Source organism: Pseudonocardia sp. HH130629-09, assembly GCF_001294645.1.
Classification (GTDB): domain Bacteria; phylum Actinomycetota; class Actinomycetes; order Mycobacteriales; family Pseudonocardiaceae; genus Pseudonocardia.
The window spans coordinates 4,900,589-4,916,095 of sequence record NZ_CP011868.1; the positions used below are offsets into that span (position 1 = coordinate 4,900,589).

12 protein-coding genes and 1 tRNA gene are annotated in these 15,507 nt (G+C 72.3%); 5 read left to right on the plus strand and 8 right to left on the minus strand.

What is annotated here, in order from left to right:
- Window positions 1–93 precede the first annotated feature (93 nt).
- From XF36_RS22730 to XF36_RS22740, 3 genes are read right to left on the minus strand one after another with little or no spacing between them, the layout of a single operon-like run.
- The gene (locus tag XF36_RS22730) at window positions 94–1,248 is read right to left on the minus strand and encodes an AI-2E family transporter (protein WP_060713536.1); all 1,155 of its coding nucleotides are present in this window, start codon (window positions 1,246–1,248) and stop codon (window positions 94–96) included.
- 46 nt (window positions 1,249–1,294) lie between these two features.
- Window positions 1,295–2,830, minus strand: coding sequence for a sensor histidine kinase (locus tag XF36_RS22735; protein WP_060713537.1), 1,536 nt, complete (start codon window positions 2,828–2,830; stop codon window positions 1,295–1,297).
- The gene (locus tag XF36_RS22740) at window positions 2,827–3,480 is read right to left on the minus strand and encodes a response regulator transcription factor (protein WP_238588991.1); all 654 of its coding nucleotides are present in this window, start codon (window positions 3,478–3,480) and stop codon (window positions 2,827–2,829) included. Before XF36_RS22740 ends, XF36_RS22735 begins: the two co-directional genes overlap by 4 nt.
- Window positions 3,481–3,668: 188 nt before the next feature.
- On the opposite strand from XF36_RS22740, the gene XF36_RS22745 reads away from it, so the two are divergent.
- Both XF36_RS22745 and XF36_RS32675 read left to right on the plus strand, forming a co-directional pair.
- Window positions 3,669–4,187, plus strand: coding sequence for a CvpA family protein (locus tag XF36_RS22745; RefSeq protein ID WP_020622564.1), 519 nt, complete (start codon window positions 3,669–3,671; stop codon window positions 4,185–4,187).
- 86 nt (window positions 4,188–4,273) lie between these two features.
- A complete protein-coding gene (locus XF36_RS32675; RefSeq protein ID WP_060713539.1) occupies window positions 4,274–4,903 on the plus strand; it encodes a hypothetical protein in 630 nt (209 codons plus the stop codon).
- Window positions 4,904–5,397: 494 nt separating this feature from the next.
- On the opposite strand, the gene istB is transcribed toward XF36_RS32675, so the two are convergent.
- The 3 genes from istB to XF36_RS22765 all read right to left on the minus strand — a co-directional run bounded on the left by istB (window position 5,398) and on the right by XF36_RS22765 (window position 10,177).
- Window positions 5,398–6,249: an IS21-like element helper ATPase IstB gene (gene istB / locus XF36_RS22755; RefSeq protein WP_060713594.1), complete on the minus strand. Its 852-nt coding sequence runs from the start codon at window positions 6,247–6,249 to the stop codon at window positions 5,398–5,400.
- Window positions 6,246–7,505 (minus strand): IS21 family transposase, encoded by a 1,260-nt coding sequence (istA, locus tag XF36_RS22760; protein WP_145981219.1) that lies wholly within the window; start codon window positions 7,503–7,505, stop codon window positions 6,246–6,248. Before istA ends, istB begins: the two co-directional genes overlap by 4 nt.
- Before the next feature lie 1,415 nt (window positions 7,506–8,920).
- Window positions 8,921–10,177, minus strand: a complete 1,257-nt coding sequence (locus XF36_RS22765) for an IS256 family transposase (RefSeq protein ID WP_060713540.1) — start codon at window positions 10,175–10,177, stop codon at window positions 8,921–8,923.
- Between the two features lie 446 nt (window positions 10,178–10,623).
- Between XF36_RS22765 and XF36_RS22770 the strand changes: the two genes are divergently transcribed.
- Both XF36_RS22770 and XF36_RS22775 read left to right on the plus strand, forming a co-directional pair.
- Window positions 10,624–12,057 carry an IS1380 family transposase gene (locus XF36_RS22770; protein ID WP_060710862.1) on the plus strand — a complete coding sequence of 478 codons (1,434 nt, stop codon included), beginning with the start codon at window positions 10,624–10,626 and terminating at the stop codon, window positions 12,055–12,057.
- A gap of 587 nt (window positions 12,058–12,644) precedes the next feature.
- Window positions 12,645–13,091, plus strand: coding sequence for a hypothetical protein (locus XF36_RS22775; protein WP_202968435.1), 447 nt, complete (start codon window positions 12,645–12,647; stop codon window positions 13,089–13,091).
- Here XF36_RS22775 and XF36_RS22780 read toward each other — a convergent pair.
- Window positions 13,049–14,536 carry a tyrosine-type recombinase/integrase gene (locus XF36_RS22780; RefSeq protein WP_060713541.1) on the minus strand — a complete coding sequence of 496 codons (1,488 nt, stop codon included), beginning with the start codon at window positions 14,534–14,536 and terminating at the stop codon, window positions 13,049–13,051. The two genes, XF36_RS22775 and XF36_RS22780, sit on opposite strands and share 43 nt — an antisense overlap.
- A gap of 95 nt (window positions 14,537–14,631) precedes the next feature.
- A tRNA-Lys gene (locus tag XF36_RS22785) sits at window positions 14,632–14,704 on the minus strand.
- A 216-nt stretch (window positions 14,705–14,920) separates the two neighbouring features.
- Here XF36_RS22785 and XF36_RS22790 point away from each other — a divergent pair.
- The gene (locus tag XF36_RS22790) at window positions 14,921–15,472 is read left to right on the plus strand and encodes a superoxide dismutase family protein (protein WP_060713542.1); all 552 of its coding nucleotides are present in this window, start codon (window positions 14,921–14,923) and stop codon (window positions 15,470–15,472) included.
- Window positions 15,473–15,507 lie beyond the last annotated feature (35 nt).

Consider the following 15,507-nt stretch of genomic DNA (forward strand, 5'->3'; position numbering starts at 1 on the left):
TCACCGTACCCCTTATCCCCCTGCGCCCCCCGTGGCGCGCAGCCCGCACCGGCACCCGAGTCCCGGGAGGAGGCGAGCCGGCAGGGGCGCGGATCAGACCGGGCCGGGGAGCGTGGCCGGTCCGGGGGCCTCGCCGCGCAGCGGCCGCGCCGACCGCGGGTCCAACGGGTCGACGGTGCCCGCGTCGCGCAGCGTGCCGTCGCCGGGCCGGCGCAGTGAGCGGACCCCGGCGTCGGCGAGGGTCACCAGCGGCACCGCGAGCAGCGCTCCGGGGACCCCGCCGACGATCAGACCGGCGCTGATCGGCAGCACCACCGCGAGCGGGTGCAGCCGCACCGACCGGCCCAGCAGCAACGGCTGCAGGATGTAGCCCTCGACGTTCTGCACGATCAGGAGCAGACCGATCACGAGCAGCGCGTCCACCCAACCGCCGGAGGCGAGCGCGACCAGCACCGCCACGATCCCGGTCACGACCGCGCCGACGGTCGGGACGAACGCGCCGAAGAAGATCAGCGTCGCCAGCGGGACGACCAGCGGGACCCCGATCAGCCACAGGCCCACCGCGGCGGTCACCGCGTCGACCGCCGCGACGACGACCGTCGCCCGGGTGTAGCCGACCAGCGACGCGAACGCCCGCCGGCCCGCGACGTCGGCCCGGCGGCGCACGTGCTGCGGCACCGCACCGAGGACGAACAGCCAGATCCGCGCTCCGTCGTGGATCAGGAAGATCAGCACGAACAGCATGAGCAGGGTCTCGGCGGCCAGCTCGCCCGCGGTGCTCAGGGCGCCGATCACGTTGTTCGCCAGCGCGGCCTGGTTGCGTTGCAGCGTGTCGAGCACCGACTGGAAGACGGCCGCGAGCTGGGTGTCGTCGAGTCGGAACGGCGGGCCGGCCAGCCGATCCCGCAGCGCGACGACGGTCTCCCCGATGCTCGCCGACAGGCTCGGCAGCCCGTCGAGGAACGCCGCGACCGCCCACCACAGCACCCCGACCGCCACCGCCAGCCCGCCCGCGACGACGACGCCCGTCGCGACGCCGCGGGGCACCAGCGGCACCCGGTTCACGACCCGGGCCACCGGCGCGAGCAGCGCGGTCAGGATCAGCGCGAGCACCACCGGTACGACGAGCACCGCGAGCTGCGCGATCAGCCACAGGACGACGGCGACGGCGGTCGCGACGAGCAGACCGCGCCATGCCAGGCTCGACGCGGTGACCAGACCCCGGGGGATCCGCGGTTCCTCGGTCACCGCGGCCTCCTGGAGCGGGTGTCGTCGGGCTGGCGGTTGCGTGACGTCACGACGGTAGTCCGCCGCCCTCGTCCGGGCCCGTCACGGGCAGGGTGAGGACGAAGGTGGCGCCGTCGTCGTCGGGCGGGCAGGTGAGGTCGCCGCCGTGCGCGCGGGCGAGGCCGCGGGCAATCGCCAGGCCGAGCCCGGCCCCGCCGCTGTCCCGGTCGCGGGCGTCCTGCAGCCGGACGAGCCGGTCGAAGACGCGCTCGCGGTCGCCGTCGGCGATCGGGGTGCCGGTGTTGCGCACCGAGACCGAGACGGTCCCGGCCGCCGGGTCGGCCCGGGTGACGACGTCGATCCGTCCGCCGGCGGGGGTGTGCCTGCGGGCGTTGTCGAGCAGGTTGGCGAGGATGCGCGACACCGCCTGCGGGTCGGCGCGCACCGTGGCGGGCTCCCCGCGGCCGTCGACGGTCAGGCCGGGCGCGAGCACCGCGGCCCGTTCGGTCTCGGCGCGGGCGATCCCGGCGACGTCGACCTCCCGGGGCGCAACCGCGGTGCCGCCGTCGATGCGGGCGAGGTCGAGCATGTCGGTGACCAGCCGCCCGGCCCGGCGCGTCTCGCCGAGCAGCAGCTCCAGGCGTCGGGCCCGCCGCGCGGGGTCGGCGTCGAGCCCGGACCGCTCCAGCGTCTCGGCGACGGCGGTGATCCCGGACAGCGGCGTCCGCAGCTCGTGCGCGGCGTCGGCGAGGAACACCCGGGTCCGCTCGGCCTCCTCCCGGGAGCGCCGCTCGGCGTCGGTGAGGGCGTCGAGCATGCCGTCCATCGCCGCGGCCGCGGTGCCGAGGTCGGTGTGCGGGCGGTCGGGCCGCAGACGCGCGTCGCGTTCGCCGGCGGTGATCCGCCCGGCGAGCGCGGTCATCCGGTCCAGGGGACGCAGCGCGGTCCGCACGACGAACGACACCGCCCCGAGGGCGACGAGCAGGGTCAGCAGCACCGACCCGGCCAGCACCGCGCGCAGGCCGTTGCGGACCTGGGTGACGTCGGCGGCGTCGGCGACGAGCTCGACCTCCGCCCCGTCGGCGGCGTCGAGGGTCACGGTGCGGCTGCCGATGTCCGGCGGGACGGGTGGGCGCCCACCCGGGAACGGGGCGGTCGGCACGACGGCGGCGTCGTCGGTGTGCTCGTCCCCGGCGTGGTCGGTGGTGTCGCCCCCGGTGTCGTCGCCCCCGGTGTGGTCTCCACCGGGGCCGCCCCTGCCGGGCGGCGGGGTGCCGGGTGGGCTCAGACCGGGGTCGCCCATGACCTTCCCGTCGGCGGTGGTCACCTTGATCCGGATCTGCTGTCCGGAGAGGCTGGTGACCAGCTCCTCCGGGGTGGCGCCCGCGGCGATCAGCTGCTGAGCCTGCACCACCCGGTCCCGCAGTTCGGAGTCCAGATCGGACTCCAGACGGGCCCCGAGCAGCACGTCGACGAGCACCACCACCAGGACCAGCAGCACCGCCACCACCCCGAGCACCGCGGCGGTGACCCGGCGGCGCAGCGACGGCGTCGCGGTGCGGGCCCGTGCTGTGGTGCGGGCCGGCGCGGCGGCGGAGCTCATGCCGGTCCGCGCAGCGAGTAGCCGAGGCCCCGCACGGTGTGCAGCAGCCGGGGGCCGTGGGCCTCCAGCTTGCGACGCAGCGCCGACACGTGGACCTCGACGAGGTTGGGGTCGTAGGCGTCGTAGCCCCAGACCGAGCGCAGGATCTGCGCCTTGGAGACGGTGCGTCCGCGCTGCTCGGCGAGGTAGGTGAGCAGCCGCAGCTCGGTCGCGGACAGCTCCAGCACCGTCCCCCCGCGGGCGGCGACGGCGGCGTCCGGGTCGAGGATGAGGTCGCCCACCTGCACCGCGGACGGCAGCCTGCCCCGGCGACGCAGCACTGCCGCGACCCGGGCGACGAGCTCGTCGAGCGCGAACGGCTTGAGGACGTAGTCGTCGGCGCCGGAGTCGAGCCCGCGGAGCCGGTCGGCCAGCGCGTCGCGCGCGGTGAGCATGACGATCCCGGCGTCGCCGTGCCCGCGCACGACGTCGATGAGGTCGAACCCGTCGCGCCCGCCGGGCAGCATCACGTCCAGGACAACGAGGTCCGGCCGGAACGCGGCGAGCCGCTCCTCGAACGCGACGCCGTCGACGACGCCCTCGGCCACGTGCCCTGCGTCGGCCAGCGCGTCCACGACGGACTCGCGGATGGCGTCGGAGTCCTCGAGCACCAGGACCCGGGTCGTGGGGCCACGGCTGTCGTCGTCCTGGCGTGTGCTTACCGGACAAGGGTGCGCCGTGAGGCTGAGGGGGGAGCTGAACGACCCGCCGGATTCAGGTCCGTCTCAGGTGCCGCGGGCACTGTCGAGCCGGACACCGAGATGACGGGCCACCCGGCCCGCGGCACGGAGAGGAAGAGATGACCCTCCTCGACGTGATCGTCCTGATCATCGTGCTGGCCGCCGCGATCGGCGGGTTCCGCCGCCTCGGCGGCGTGGCCCGCGCCGGGCGCCTGCTCGGCCTCGTGGTCGGCGCCGGCCTCGGCGCCGCCTGGGGCTCGAACCTGGCCCGCTACGGGGACACCCCCGACTCGGCCTGGCTGTGGGGCCTGGCCGGGGTGATCGCAGGCCTGCTGCTGGGCTCGCTGGTCGGCGGGTTCCTCGGCGGGCTGGTCAGCCGGGTGCTCGCCCGCGGCAAGCTGTCCTTCCTGGACCGCATCGTCGGCGCCGTCACCGGCGCTGTGACCGCCCTCCTGGTGATCTGGCTGGTCTCGTGGGTGGTCCCCGCGGTCGTGAGCGCCGAGGCACTCGCCCCGGTGACGACGGTCGTGCAGTCCCAGGGCGGCAGCCGGGTCGTCGACTCGGTGTCCGAGCTGCTGCCCGCGACGACGTCCGCCGCCCGCGACGTCGTCGACGCCGCGCGGCCTCCCGCCGGCTGATCCCACCCGACTCGCAGCGGTCCGTCCTCCGGCGGTCCGCACCCGCCGCTGCCCTGATCCGGGCCCGGCACGCTCCGAGGAGAACCATGAACGACGAGAACCGCACCCCCGGCGACGACGACCGCCCCACCGACCGGCAGCCCCCGGTCCCCGCCGACGAGACCCCCACCACCCGGACCCCGACCCCGCACGTCGGCGACGACGCGCACGGGAAGGAGCCGGTGGCCGCCGCCTCTGACGCGGGTGACCCTCCGCGACGACGCCGGTTCGCCGCCCTGCGACGCCGTCCCGCGCTGCCCGTAGTCGCGGCCGGCGTGATCGGCCTGGTCGTCGGGGCCACCGCGAGCGGGCTGATCGTCGGGACCGCGTTCGCCGGTCCGGGCGACCGCCCCGCCCGGACGGCCATCGTCGCCGACGACCGTGGCCCTGGTGGTCCTGGTGGTCCCCGTGGGGAGGGTGGTGGTCCGGGCCGCGGCCCCGACGGTGCCGGCCAGGGTGGCGGTCCCGGTGCCTGCGGTCCGGCCGGTGGACCGGGTCGTGACGGCGGAGCACCGCCCGCGCCGCAGGCCGGTGCTCCGGTGCCGCCCGTCCCGGCAGCACCGGGTGCCACGGCCCCGGGCCAGGGCCGCGCCCCTGCTCCCGCGGCACCTGCTGCGCCCGCTGTTCCCTCGGCACCCGGGGCGCCTGTTGTTCCCGCGGCACCTGCCGCTCCGTGACCCCGGGCGCGCGGTGGCGCCGACCGATGTCACCCGCACGGGAAAGGAAAGGGAGTGCTCCTCGTCGGATCGCGTCGCGCATTCGCCCCCGACGCGCTGCAGGATCCGACGAGGAGCACTCGACGGACCAACGCGCCGGAACGGGCACGGATACCCCCCTGATGCGGTGAAGACACCGGGCCGGAGACCACCATCGGTCGTCCTCGCAGGTCAGGCGGGTCGCTCCCCCAGTCGTCGTGACGAAAATCCGTGGGCCACCGAGCGCGCCACAGCGCATCGATCGCGCAGAACCGAGAGACCGGTGCGCCCACAGCGAGCTCCCGCGACACGGAGCAGGCCCGCCACGGTCGGGCTCGGGAGCCCGGCCCGCAGCCGCCGGGATCGCCCCCGGGACCACCGCCCGTCGGAAGCCTCATCGACCCGTGTCAACGGCGGGTTGGGAGTGACCCCGTAGCGACGGATTGGAACTGACCCCCGGCGTGGTGTGGTGATGGTCAGTCGTTGCTGGCGCGGTTGTGTTTGGCCAGGAGCTCGCGTCGGGCGCGGGTGCGGTAGGAGTCCCCGGACAGGGTCAGGACTTCGGCGTGGTGGACGAGGCGGTCGATCATGGCTGCGGCGACGACGTCGTCGGAGAAGGTCTCGCCCCAGCGGCCGAAGGGCAGATTGCTGGTGACCATGACGCTGCCTTGTTCATAGCGGGAAGCGATGAGCTGGAAGAACAGGTTCGCTGCGTCCTGGTCGAACGGGATGTAGCCGACCTCGTCGATGATGATCAGTTTGTAGCGGCGGATCTTCTTCAGCTCGGCCTCGAGCCGGCCGCTCTGGTGCGCGGCGGCGAGTCTGGTGATCCAGTTGCTGGCGGTGTCGAACAGGACCGAGTAGCCGGCGTGGGCGGCTTTGACGCCGAGCCCGATCGCGAGGTGGGTCTTCCCGATCCCGGGCGGGCCGAGCAGGATCACGTTCTCGCACTTGGCGACGAACGTGCTCGTGGCCAGGTGGGCCAGGATGTCGCGGCGCAGCGAGGGCAGATGGTCGAGGTTGAAGTCCTCCAAGGTCTTGACCTGGGGGAAGTGCGCGGTGCGGATCCGCATGACCGTGCCCTTGGACTCGCGGTCGGCGACCTGGCGCTGCAGCAGCGCGCCCAGATACTCCTCGTGCGACCAGTTCTCCTCACGGGCCTGGGCGGCAAGCTGTTCCCAGCTGGCCGCGATGGTCGGGGTCTTCAGGACCCGGGTCAGGTAGGCGATCATCGCCGGCAGTCCGTCGGGGACCGCGGCCAGCACCGGACCGGCCGGCCCCGAGCTCCCAGCGGGGTCGGTGGTGATCTTCGGTGGTGTGGTTGTCATGAGCTGCTCGCTTCCTCGGCAGTGGAGACGAAGTCGACACCGAACAGGGCGTCGTAGTCGGGCAGTGCGCGCAGGGTCACCGGGTGGCCGTCGAGGTGACGGCGTGCTGCGGCCTGTCGGGTGTTGCGGTCGTGGGCCAGGGCGCGGCGCATCGCCGCGGCGGTGTGCTGGTGCGCCGGGTCGGTGATCACCGCGTGGCGGGCCCAGCTGCGGTCGTGACGGGCGACGACCTGGCCGGCGCAGTAGACGACGACCTCGCGCGGTGAGGCGGCGACATCGACGAACCGGCCGATCATCTGCGGATCCACGGAGTAGTCGTTGGCATCGACGCGGACGTAGTAGTCCCGTGCCAGCCGGATCCGCTGGGCCAGCCCGATCGGCGGGTCCAGCGGCGGCAGCGGAGTCATCGCCGCGTAGTCGTGGGCGAGCACGTCCACCGGGCGGCCGCCGATCGCTCGGACGGTGCGGGTGTTGGCCCGGGCCAGCCAGTCGTCGATCTGGTGGTTGAAGTCGGCTGGGGAGGCGAAGCGACGTCCGGGCAGGAACGAGGTCTCGAAGTAGCCGTTGTTGCGTTCGACCAGCCCCTTGAACTCCGGATCCCGCGGTGGGGCAAGCCGGATCCGGGTGGCCAGAGTGCCGGCGAACGCAGCGGCCGGTGCCGAGACCCGCCCGGTCCCGCCGATCGCAGACTCCCGGTCCCAGACCAGCGTGCGGGTCACCCGCCCGACGTCGCTGATCAGCTGCCACATCCCGGACAGGATGTCCCCGGCCTGGCGCGAGGGGATCATCGTCGCGGACAAGAACCGCGAGTAGCCCAGCGTCATCACCAGCACCGGTAGGACCCGTTCCTGGCCTGGGCCGACGGGGATCGTGGTCTCGGGGAACCACAGGTCGCACTGGGTGATCTCGCCCGGTGCGTAGGCGACCCGGTCGACCGGGTCGATCCCGACATACTCGGGGCGGATCTGGCGGATCCGGTCCTTGAGCACGGTCAGCGAGTGCTCCCACCCGATCCGCTCTGCGATCACCGTGGCCGGCATGCGTGGGAACTGCGCCAGCAATGCCCGCACCTGCGGCTCGACCGCATCCGCCAGCGATCCCCGCGGGCCCCGTTCCCGCTTCGGCGGGCCCGGCGCCCGCAACGCGGAGCGCACCGTGTTGCGGGCCACCCCCAGCCGGCGGGCGATCTCCTTGATCGGGACACCCTCGGCCCGATGCAGACGACGGATCTCGGCCCAGTCCTCCACCGACAACACCCCCTCAGCGTCGTGCAGAGGGGGTCAATCCCAAGCCGACGCTAGGGGGTCAGTCTGAGCCCGTCGTCGACAACCCGATCCGCAGGACGTCGGCCGACGGTTGCCCACGGGACCGCTGGGGACGGTTCCGTCCCGAGGTGGATGACGATCGCCGACGGTGGGCAGGACCGGAACCCGCTCTCGTCCCCGCTAGGGGGCCTACGGGCCGGTGCGGGGTCGGGCCGACCGGGCACAGCGACGCCGGACAAGAACGTGTCGGCAGACTGCGACGGTGACCTGACTGCGCAGGTCACGGGCCGATTCACGACCTGAACGGATGGTGGCCCGACCACCGAGAAAACCACGTCGACAACCCATCGCGAAGAGACCGTGGTCGGCGTCACACAGATCGGTGATCGTCGGCATCACCAGGTGAGTGGGTGTCGGTAACCCGGAGTTCGCCACTGTGCACCGCGATGACCTGCGACGACGCCGGATGTTCGCCCCATGGACCCCCCGGTTTGACGACCCCGGACACCGTGCCGTAACTGAGCCTTTTTCAACCTGCCGTTCCGGCAGCTCAGGGGCCTGGTTGTGTGGGTGCAGACGCCGAGCTAGCGAGCCGGTGACCTGTGCAGCTGTGGTCAGAGCAGTTGCGCTGCAACCTTCGCGATCTCCTGACGCAGAAGCTCGCTGGTCAGGTTGAAAAAGGCTCAGTGGTTGCCACATGTCTGCTCCGACAGCGGCGACTCTGGGATGAGCGCGGCTCGCACGCCGTAGTGCTGCGGCTGACAGATCCAGAGTCGCGCCCCACGCTGCAGGAAGTGCGTCGAGGGTTGAGGCGAGGTAGTAGCCGGTGCCTCCGGCGAGGTCGGCAACGAGCCCGGTCTGTCGTGGGGCGTGCTCGGCGGCGAATGCTGTGATCGTCGAGCGTAGTGCGTCGTAGTGGCCCTGGCCCAGGAACGATTCTCGGGCCGTCACCATCTCCGCGGTGTCTCCACGGTGGCGGCGTCGGCCGGACAGCAGGGTGAGGTGGCCCTGGCGGGCGATGTCGAAGGAATGAGCCTTTTTCAACCTGCCGTTCCGGCAGCTCAGGGGCCTGGTTGTGTGGGTGCAGACGCCGAGCTGGCGAGCCGGTGACCTGTGCAGCTGTGGTCAGAGCAGTTGCGCTGCAACCTTCGCGATCTCCTGACGCAGAAGCTCGCTGGTCAGGTTGAAAAAGGCTCAATGGCCCGCCCGGCAACGGACCGTCCCGCCGTCTCGGTACAGCGCGGCGGCATGGCACAGCGGGCACCGCAGCCGTTCGAGCACGGCGTCCAGCGGGGTCGGGTATCGGGAAGTGCCGTCAGCGTGGCAGCCGACGGCCGGAGTGGTCTCCACAGGGTCAAGTCCGCTGGCGTGGTGTGTGACGACGACCGCGTGATCTTCTTGTTCGGTCAGGCGCTGAGCGCCGGGATGGTGGTGGTCGAGGTCGCCTCCTCAGCGCTGGTGGCGGTGTCGGGGATCGTGGTGACGCGGGAGCGGGCGAGGACGTCGAGGCCGAGGTAGCGGCGTCCTTCGGCCCATTCGTCGTGTTGCTCGGCCAGGACCGCGCCGACGAGGCGGATCAGGGAGTCGCGGTCGGGGAAGATCCCGACGACGTCGGTGCGGCGCCGGATCTCACGGTTCAGGCGCTCGGAGGGGTTGTTCGACCAGATCTGGCGCCACAGTTCTTTCGGGAAGCCGGTGAAGGCCAGGACGTCGGCTCGGGCGGCGTCGAGGTGCTCGGCGACCTTCGGGAGCTTGTCGGCCAAGGCGTCGAGGACCCGGTCGAACTGGGCGTGCACCGATGCGGCGTCGGGCTGGTCATAGACCGAGTGCAGCAACGCCCGCACCCACGGCCAGGACTGCTTCGGGGTCGCAGCCATCAGGTTCGCCGCGTAGTGCGTCCTGCACCTCTGCCAGGCGGCGCCGGGCAGGGTCGCCCCGATCGCGGACACCAAGCCGGCGTGGGCGTCGCTGGTGACCAGCGCGACGCCGGTCAGACCGCGGGCGGTGAGGTCGCGGAAGAACCCCAGCCAGCCGGCGCCGTCCTCGGCGGAGCTGACCTGCAGGCCGAGGATCTCCCGGTGTCCGTCGCCGTTGACCCCGGTGGCGAGCAGGGCGTGGACTGCCACGACCCGGCCGCCCTCGCGGACTTTGAGCACGAGCGCGTCGGCGGCGACGAAGGTGTAGGGGCCCTGGTCGAGCGGACGCGTCCGGAACTGCTCGACTTGGCCGTCGAGGTCCCGGACCATCTCTGAGACCTGCGACTTCGACAACCTCGTGATGCCCAGGGAGTCGACGAGTTTCTCCATCCGCCGCGTCGAGACCCCGAGCAGGTAGCAGGTCGCGACCACCGTGGTCAGGGCCCGCTCCGCCCGGCGACGACGCTCCAGCAACCAGTCGGGGAAGTAGGAGCCGTTGCGCAGCTTGGGGATCGCCACGTCGATCGTGCCAGCGCGGGTGTCGAAGTCGCGGTGGCGGTAGCCGTTGCGGGTGTTCGTGCGAGCCTCGGAACGCTCGCCCCAGGCCGCGCCGCACACCGAGTCGGCGTCGGCGGACATCAGGGTGTTGATGAACGTGGTCAACATGTGGCACAGCAGATCCGGGCTCGCCTGGGACAGCTGCTCGTGCAGGAACTCGGTGGGGTCGATACTGGAGGGTGCGGTCATCGCGTGATCCATCTTCTGTGGGCTGTGAGAGGCGTTCAGAAGATCACGCGGTGGCCGCCCTACAGCTCGACCAGCTCGTCACCGGGCCGGTCGCACACCACCTTGGTGGACGCCACTCGGAGTGCACCGCCTCAGGCGGTACGGGGGCGCTTCGCGAGCGGGAGCCACATGCCCCTGACCGTACCCGATTGAGCCCTTTTCAACCTGCCGTTCCGGCAGCTCAGGGGCCTGGTTGTGTGGGGGCAGACGCCGAGCTAGCGAGCCGGTGACCTGTGCAGCTGTGGTCAGACCCGAATCCGCGAGTAGCGCTGGTGTCCGGACTGGGGAGATGGCGATAGGTGCCCGCTGACCTGCGATGATCGTGTTTGCGACGACACGACATTGCGGGTTGAGAGGACACCTATCAGGTGCGAACAGTACGCAAGCGACGCCCGCGGTGTGCGCGGGTGCGTCTCGGCGCGCCGGACGCGGCGCTGACCAGGTTCTCCGGGCTGGCCGCGGTGACCGAACTGATCGACCGGCTCGGGATCATCGACAAGCTCGACGCCGCGGTCGGGCCCATCAAGGACCGCGACCGCGGGTGCAGCGCCGGGCAGATGCTGGTCGGCATGTCGGCGGCGCAGCTGTGCGGGGAGGACTTCCTGGTCGGGCTGGACCGGCACCGCGCCGACACCGCCGGGCAGGCACTCACGCCGGTGCCGGGGTTGGCGTCCACGACCGCCGCCGGGCTCGCGCGCAAGTTCATCGAGGGGCAGTGGGCGGCGGTGGAGACCGGGCTCGGTGACGTGCACACCACCGCGCTGGACCTGCTCGCCCAGGTCGACCCGGACCGGGCCGAGCAGCTGACGGCGGACGTGACGATCGATCTGGACACCACCGATGTCGAGGTTTACGGCCGGCTCAAGCAGGGCGTGGCGTTCAACCACCAAGGCCAGCGGGTCGCCCGCCCGCACGTCGCGACCTGGGCCGACACCGCGGTGGTGCTGGCCGCTGACCTCGGTTCGGGCCGGGATGACCCCCGCGCCACCAGCGCCGAGCTGTTCTACCGGGCGCTGGCCGCGCTCCCCGCGCAGGCGCGGGCGGGGCGAGTCCGCGTGCGTGCGGACGCGGGCTACTTCGCCGGGCAGCTCGCCCGCGCAGCCCTGTTCGTCGGCGTGGAGTTCGCCATCGGCGCCCGACGCATCGCGCCGCTGTGGCGCATCCTCGACGGCGTCGCGGCCGACGGGTGGACCGACGCGATCGACATGACCGGCGCGCAGGTCGCGGTGGCCGACTATTGCCCGAACTGGTGGCCCGCAGCGACCCAGCTGCTGATCCGTCGGGTCCGGCTCGACCTGGACCACGGCCAGGTCTCCGGTGACCCGCGAGCGCGGCGCCGACGCACCCTGCACCCCGCCCAGCGGGCGCTCCCGCTCGACGACCTCGCTACGGTGGCCAAGGTCGACGGGGTGTTCGCCTACTCGTTCATCGTGACCAACCTCGACGTCTCCACACCTGCCGCAGCCGCGCAGGCCGAGTACTGGTACCGCCACCGCACGAAGGTGGAGAACCTGTTCCGCGACACCAAGCACGGCGCCGCGCTGCGCCACCTCCCCTCCGGACACCTCGCGGTGAACCGAGCCTGGATGTGGGGCGCACTCCTGGCCGCCACCACCAGCGGGTGGCTGCACCACCTCACCGCCCGCACCCGCGACGGGCGCCTGGTCGGGCACGGCGTCCGCGGCGGCCAGGCCATGATCGCCACCCTGCGCCGGCGGCTGATCACCATCCCCGCCCGCCTCGTGCGCCACGCCCGCGGCCTCACCCTGCGCCTACCACCCGGCGAGCACCTACTCGCCGAGGTCCTCGCCCGCGTCCGCGCCCTGCCCGCTCCGTCCTGACCCGGCCGCACCGGCCCCGACCAGCACAGGAACCCGCCACCCGAGGCGACACTCGGGCCGCCCGCTTGCCCACCACCCAACTCCCGACCCAAGCAACATCAACTTTGGCCGACCAAGATCAGCTCATAGCCTACTCGCGGATTCGGGTCAGAGCAGTTGCGCTGCAACCTTCGCGATCTCCTGACGCAGAAGCTCGCTGGTCAGGTTGAAAAAGGCTCACTGGCGGGACTGCTTAGGGAACACAGCTTCTCCGAACTCGGACGCATGCGTATCTCCGCTCCGGCCCCGGGCAAGCCGCACGCGGGCTACCTCCTCGCCCGGCACGGCGTCGACTCGCCCGAGCCCGCGTAGTCCTGCCGGGGCTCCTCTGATCAACGACGATGAAGCGGTGATCGTGGCAGTCGAGGCCCAGCGCCGCGGGCAAGAGCACCTGGTGCGCCCGCCAGCGCTGGCCGACGATTCCCGAGTACACGCCGACCGGCGACGAGCCGGACGGCTCGGATCCGTCGGAGCAGGCCGACTACTGGGTCCGGATCAACAGCGAGCGATGGGGGCAAGCCGTCGCGCTGGAGCAGGACAACGACGTCGTGCTGTGCGACAGCGACCCACTGAAACTCCACTACTCATGGTGCCTGGCCCGCATCGGCGCCGCGCCCTGGTCGCGGTTCGAGCACGAACTGCACGGAGTACGCACCGCATTCGCAACGGGACGACTCGGAATGGCCGATCTGGTGCTCATCTCGATTCCTCCGCTGGAGGTGTTGCGACAGCAGAAGGACGGCGACCCGACCCGACGCCGACGGACGTTCGACCTCCACGCACGGCTCGCCGGACCACTACGCGAGTGGTACTCGGCCCTCGCCGAGGTCGACCCCGACCGCGTCGTGTGGTCGTTCCCGGCCACCGGCGTCCCAACCTCGGTCAGCGCCCGCGCACGACGAAGCGACACCGACGTACTGGACCGCCTGCTCACGAACCTGCCGACCGTCGGTCACCGGACCCGGGCTCCACGGCCCGGCACAACCTCGACATAGCCCCACTCGGCCAGCACCTTGACCGCACGCTGCACCGTTGCCGCCGACCCACCCTGCGCGGCGGCGATCTCCTTGAACGGCGGCAACATCTGCCCAGCCGCCCACCGACCGGCGTCGATTTCGTCCCGCAGCTCGACGGCCAGATGCTCGTACGGGTGCTTGGCGACGAAGTCGTCCGGCGCGGCCCGTGCTGCCCCGGCGACCGCCGGGCGCTGCGGCAGCCGCGCGTAGAGGCTCGCGGACGCCCGCTGGTCCGCCTCCACGAACGCTGAGTAGACCCGTAGGGTCGTCCCCCCGTGCCCGAGCCGCCCGGCCACGGTGCGCGGGTCCACCCCGGCCGCGATCAGCTCGGTCGCCGTGTAGTGCCGCAGCTTGTGCAGCGTCGTCGCGATCCCGAGCTTGCGGGCCAGCTTCCCGTAGCGCTGCCCCACCGAGTCCGGGAGCAGGTGCGTCGACCCGTCGGGCGAGCGGGAGAACACGAACGCGTCCCGGCCCAGCTTCGCGTCGACCTGCTCGGCCTCCCGGCGGCACAGGTCGTGGTGGGAGCGCAGCAGCTCGACGGTGTGCTCGTCGAGGGTGAGCCGTCGCTGCTGGTGGGTCGTGGTGTCCTTCTCCCAGACCTCGCCGTCGCGCTGGCCGATGCTGCGCGCCAGCGTCAGCACGCCCCGGTCGAGGTCCAGGTCCCGCCACCGGACCGCGCACAGCTCGCCGCGGCGCTGCCCGGTCACCATCACCAGCCAGACCAGCAGACCCCACACCGGGTCCCGCTTCCACGCCTCGTCGAGGATCTGGGCCGCCTCGGCCGCGGTCGGCGGCTGCGGGTTCGGCCGCGGCGCCGACGGCGGCTCGGCCTCCACGATCGGGTTCGTCACGATCCAGCGCCAGCGCACCGCGCGCTTCAACGCTCCGCTGAGGATGAAGTGGATCTGCCGGATCGTCCCCGCCGCCAGCGGGCCGCACACGTGCTGTCGGCACCGGGCGTCGCACTCGTGGTCGCGCGGGGTGCGGTGCTCGATGAAGGGCCGGCGGTCGCAGTGCGCCCGGCACCGGCGCAGTTCGGCGTAGAACGAATCGAACAGGGCGCCGTCGATCGCCCCGACCTTCGTGGTGCCGATCAGCGGCCGGATGTGCCGGTCCGCGTAGCCCTTGTAGGTCGACAGGGTGCTGCGGTCGAGGTCGGCCATCTCGAAGTGCTTGTCGAGGAGCTGGTCCACCGTCGCCCCGGTGCGCGGGCTGCGCCGCTCGTCGACCTGGGTCGCGAGCTGGCGCATGACCTTCTCGGCCTCACGGTGCGCATTCGGGCCAGCCGGGACGGTCTCGCGCAGGTAGTGCCGGCGCTTCGAGACCGGGTCGATCCCGGCGTACACGGCGACCCGCAGCGACCCGCTCGGCAGCTCCTCGATGCTCCCCCGCGGACGAGTCGTCCGCCTGCTCGTACCGGCCATGACCAGGGACGCTAGCAGCCATCTCGCACCACATTTGATTCCACAAGACTTGAGTTCGAGCGGCGATTCTGTCTATCGTCGCAGCTCAGAGGTTGTGGGCCCCCGGGGGATCGAACCCCGAACCCGCGGATTAAAAGTCCGCTGCTCTGCCGATTGAGCTAGAGGCCCCGGCCCTCCCCGCGCCCCGTGCTCGCCCGGCGGAACCTGAGGAAATCCTACAGTCCGTGAGCATCGCCGCCCGCGCTCCACACCCCATGTCGCGCAGGATCGTGAGGACGAACCGTCGAGCGCCCCGTGACGCCCCTTCCGGACCACGACACCCGTCCGGGCGAACCGGCCCTCGACGACGTGCCCCGAAACCTCACATCTCCGACACTGACGATCATGAAGCGTCCCGTGCTCCTGCTCATGACCGCGCTCCTGCTCACCGCCTGCAGCGGCGGGCAGCCACCGGCCGCGGAGCCCCAGGTGTCCGCGAGCTTCGCCCAGGGCGGCGAGGGGCCCGCGTTCACCTACGATCCGGCGCTCGTCCCGGTCGGTGCGACCGTCGCGGTCACCCACGCCGAGCAGGACGGTGCCACCGTCGCGACCCTCCGGGTGACCGGGCTGCTGCCGAACCGGACCTACGGCGCCCACGCGCACACGCGCCCCTGCACCGCGGCCTCCGGTGCCGACGCTGGGCCGCACTACCAGTTCTCCGAGGACCCGGTGACACCGAGCGTCGACCCGTCCTACGCCAACCCGATGAACGAGATCTGGCTCGACGTCACCACCGACGCGAACGGCGCGGGCGAGTCGACCGCCACCGTCCCGTGGGTCTTCCCGGACGACCGGCGCGCGGAATCCGTCGTCCTGCACGAGAAGCCGACCGCCTCCCACGCCGGGCACGCGGGCACCGCGGGCGGACGCCCCGCCTGCGTCACCGTCGACTTCTGAGCGACGCCGAGGTCGGCGCCGTCCCGCGCGCCTGG

Excerpts from the sequence above, each read along its gene's own strand:
- XF36_RS22735 (WP_060713537.1), bottom strand. The coding sequence starts at position 2,830 with ATGAGCTCCGCCGCCGCGCCGGCCCGCACCACAGCACGGGCCCGCACC.
- XF36_RS22745 (WP_020622564.1), top strand. The coding sequence starts at position 3,669 with ATGACCCTCCTCGACGTGATCGTCCTGATCATCGTGCTGGCCGCCGCG.
- XF36_RS32675 (WP_060713539.1), top strand. The coding sequence starts at position 4,274 with ATGAACGACGAGAACCGCACCCCCGGCGACGACGACCGCCCCACCGAC.
- istB (WP_060713594.1), bottom strand. The coding sequence starts at position 6,249 with ATGACAACCACACCACCGAAGATCACCACCGACCCCGCTGGGAGCTCG.
- XF36_RS22765 (WP_060713540.1), bottom strand. The coding sequence starts at position 10,177 with ATGACCGCACCCTCCAGTATCGACCCCACCGAGTTCCTGCACGAGCAG.
- XF36_RS22780 (WP_060713541.1), bottom strand. The coding sequence starts at position 14,536 with ATGGCCGGTACGAGCAGGCGGACGACTCGTCCGCGGGGGAGCATCGAG.
- XF36_RS22790 (WP_060713542.1), top strand. The coding sequence starts at position 14,921 with ATGAAGCGTCCCGTGCTCCTGCTCATGACCGCGCTCCTGCTCACCGCC.